Source organism: Nocardia sp. CC201C (genome assembly GCF_030010695.1).
Classification (GTDB): domain Bacteria; phylum Actinomycetota; class Actinomycetes; order Mycobacteriales; family Mycobacteriaceae; genus Nocardia; species Nocardia otitidiscaviarum.
Map to the genome: position 1 here is coordinate 1 of NZ_JASCXP010000636.1, position 2,677 is coordinate 2,677.

The window sequence follows — 2,677 nt, forward strand, 5'->3', positions numbered from 1 at the left end:
ATGTGAGTGGTCGATGTCAGCGCACGCGGGCCTCGTCGTCGGACAGGCGCAGTTCCATGGTCACCGGAATCACGCCCACCTCCAGCGCCTCCCGCAGCCGGGCCACGGCCTCGCCGAGTATGCGCCGCCGCAACTCGGTGAGGTCGGCCTCCGGCGTGGCGGTGACCACCAGGTGCAGCTCCGGCGCCCGGCCCGGTCCGGACAGCCACGCGGCGGCCGAAGCCACGGTGTCGAAGGATTCGATATCGGCCGCCACCGCGCGCGCCGCCGTGGCCGAGGACAGCGTGGTCCGCCCGGCTGACTTCGCCTCCGCCAGTTGCCAGGTCACCGCTGACGGCAGGCGGAACAACTGCACGCTCAGCCAGCGCAGACACAGCAGTGCCAGCACCGCCGCACCCGCGATGACCGCGTAGAACACCCAGGTGGGCGGTTCGGCGGCGCCGGGGGTGAGCGGCTGCGAGCGATCCACCCAGCCCACCCAGCCGCGCTGGGCCGCGATCAGATAGCCGCCCGCGGCCAGTAGCAGCACGCCGACCACGGCGATGAGCGATCGGTTGAGGCGAGCCGGGCGGTTGACGGTGATCATCGGGAACCTCCGGTCCGGGCGGGACGCAACCGGGCGCGCACCCGCGTGGGATGCCGCGGGGCAATGCGATCGAGCGTGTCGGCTAGGGCCGCGTGCACGGTATCGGGCAACTCGCTGATATCCACGCGATTCGAGGCCGCGGAGACCCGCACCCCCTTGCCGCGCACCCGAACCCGCGCCCTCTCGATCCCCTGCACCCCGGCGGCGGAACGGTGCAGCGCCGTGCGCAGGCTGCGGCGCTCGATGCCGGCGTCGCTGCCGTCCACGGTGCGCAGTGGCAGCACCACCGCGCGGCCGGGAATCGCGGCCAGGGCGATGAGCAGCAGCCCGATCGCCGCGACCGTCGCCCCCGCGGCGAGCACCACGACGTCACCCCACTCGGTGTCGTGCAGTCGGGCGGCGACGCTGTCGTAGGAGACGAACTCCCCACTGCCCGTGAGCCGCTGGACGAGCGACACGATGACGGCCACCGCCAGCGCCAGCAGCGCCAGCGCCACCACCACCGCCGTGCCCACCCGCCGCGGCCGCCGGATCACCGCACCCTCCGGCGCGCCGACTCGGTAGCGGGAGCGGCGGGTTCCAGCTCCATGGCGGAGATCTCGATATCCACGCCGGTGACCCTCAGGCCCGCGAGTTCGCCGACCCGTGCGATCAAGTGCGCGCGGCAGGACTCGGCGATGCGGGCCACCGGCAGCGGATACCGCACCGGCAGGCGCACCCGCAGGGCGGCGGCATCGGAGGTGACATCGGCGTCCACGCCGACCTGCGACCCCACCCCGTCCACCTCGGTGGCCGCGTGCGCCGCCAGACGGCGCACCGCCCGTTCGGAAACGGTGGTGGTGCCGGGCAGTTCGAGCGCGACCGCGGCGGTCACCGCCGGCTCCGATCCTGTGCCGACCGGATCAGGCCGGCCAGATCGATCGCGCCGTCGAGCCAGCGGCCGACCAGCAGGCCCAGCCCGGCGAACACCAACACGATGGCGAACGCGCCGAATCCGCCGAAGGCCATGGCGAACCCGAGCGCGATACCGACGGCGAGACTGATCGTCGTGGCGTTCATGTGCGTCTCCTCAGCTGCGGGCGGATGGGATTACTGCACGCGATTGGATGCGGGCGACTCGTCATCGTCGTCGCCGGGAATGTAGACGTCGTTGACGTTGATATTCACCTCGACGACCTCGAGGCCGGTCATCTGCTCGATGGCGGTGATGACATTGCGGCGCACCGCACGCGCCAGCTCCGCGATGGAAACGCCGTATTCGACCACCAGCTCCAGATCGACGGCGGCCTGCTTCTCACCGACCTCCACCGAAACACCCTGGCCCACACTGGCCGACGCGCCCGGAATGCGGTCCCGGATCGCGCCGAACGCGCGGGCCGCGCCGCCGCCCAGCGCGTGCACGCCGCGCACCTCGCGGGCGGCGAGTCCGGCGATCTTCTGCACCACGATGTCGCCGATGGTGGTGGTGCCCTGATCGGTCACCAGCGCATCATCATTCGCCGCCTTGCGCACGGCCGTGTCCTGGCCGTCGGCGGCGATCTTGCCGGTCGACTTCTCGGTGCTGGTTCCGGTCATGTCTTCCTCCTGAATTTGGTTGTAGTGCAGCGGAACAACGTGTCCGTACTGGTTCGACACCGGGAGTGCGACAAGCTCACGCCCGCTGTCCGTGATCTAGGTAACTGCGTCGTCGCCGAAAGCCGCGGCGTCGAGTTCGGCGACCACCACGCGGATAGCCGCCTCGGCCCAGGCGGTGTCCCGCAACAGCGCCCGCACCGCGGCGGACAGTCGTTCCACCAGCGGGCGCAGCGGCAAAGCGGTTGCCGCCACCCGGATTTCGACGACCTCCTTCGTCAGATCGACCGCATACGCCCGGCCGCCGCGGGGCAGCCAGGTCACCGCGTCGAGACCGAACGGCGCGACCGGGCGCAACCCATCCGTCGCCTCGATCGCCTCGACGATCGCTTCCAGCAATTCCGCCGCAGCGGTCACAGTGCCCCCGGTTCGATATCGAGAATGGTCACCGACACCTCGTCGACGGTGACTCCGGTCTGCTCCCGGACGGTGTCGACCACCGCCCGCTGTACCGCCCCG

The 2,677-nt window shown here is 71.2% G+C and carries 6 protein-coding genes; all 6 read right to left on the bottom strand.

Annotated features, from left to right (window positions below; translation table 11 throughout):
* Nucleotides 1-16: 16 nt before the first annotated feature.
* The 6 genes from QK444_RS35265 to QK444_RS35290 all read right to left on the bottom strand — a co-directional run bounded on the left by QK444_RS35265 (nucleotide 17) and on the right by QK444_RS35290 (nucleotide 2,575).
* Complete coding sequence (locus QK444_RS35265; RefSeq protein ID WP_282786324.1) at nucleotides 17-586, bottom strand: alkaline shock response membrane anchor protein AmaP; 570 nt, start codon at nucleotides 584-586, stop codon at nucleotides 17-19.
* Nucleotides 583-1,122, bottom strand: coding sequence for a DUF6286 domain-containing protein (locus QK444_RS35270; RefSeq protein ID WP_282786326.1), 540 nt, complete (start codon nucleotides 1,120-1,122; stop codon nucleotides 583-585). Before QK444_RS35270 ends, QK444_RS35265 begins: the two co-directional genes overlap by 4 nt.
* Nucleotides 1,119-1,460: an Asp23/Gls24 family envelope stress response protein gene (locus tag QK444_RS35275; RefSeq protein WP_282786328.1), complete on the bottom strand. Its 342-nt coding sequence runs from the start codon at nucleotides 1,458-1,460 to the stop codon at nucleotides 1,119-1,121. The genes QK444_RS35270 and QK444_RS35275 overlap by 4 nt, the downstream gene beginning before the upstream one ends.
* Nucleotides 1,457-1,645, bottom strand: a complete 189-nt coding sequence (locus QK444_RS35280) for a hypothetical protein (protein WP_029930217.1) — start codon at nucleotides 1,643-1,645, stop codon at nucleotides 1,457-1,459. Before QK444_RS35280 ends, QK444_RS35275 begins: the two co-directional genes overlap by 4 nt.
* Before the next feature lie 30 nt (nucleotides 1,646-1,675).
* Nucleotides 1,676-2,161, bottom strand: a complete 486-nt coding sequence (locus QK444_RS35285) for an Asp23/Gls24 family envelope stress response protein (protein ID WP_282786330.1) — start codon at nucleotides 2,159-2,161, stop codon at nucleotides 1,676-1,678.
* Nucleotides 2,162-2,257: 96 nt separating this feature from the next.
* Nucleotides 2,258-2,575, bottom strand: a complete 318-nt coding sequence (locus QK444_RS35290) for a hypothetical protein (RefSeq protein ID WP_282786332.1) — start codon at nucleotides 2,573-2,575, stop codon at nucleotides 2,258-2,260.
* Nucleotides 2,576-2,677: the final 102 nt, after the last annotated feature.

Excerpts from the sequence above, each read along its gene's own strand:
- QK444_RS35265 (WP_282786324.1), bottom strand. The coding sequence starts at position 586 with ATGATCACCGTCAACCGCCCGGCTCGCCTCAACCGATCGCTCATCGCC.
- QK444_RS35280 (WP_029930217.1), bottom strand. The coding sequence starts at position 1,645 with ATGAACGCCACGACGATCAGTCTCGCCGTCGGTATCGCGCTCGGGTTC.
- QK444_RS35285 (WP_282786330.1), bottom strand. The coding sequence starts at position 2,161 with ATGACCGGAACCAGCACCGAGAAGTCGACCGGCAAGATCGCCGCCGAC.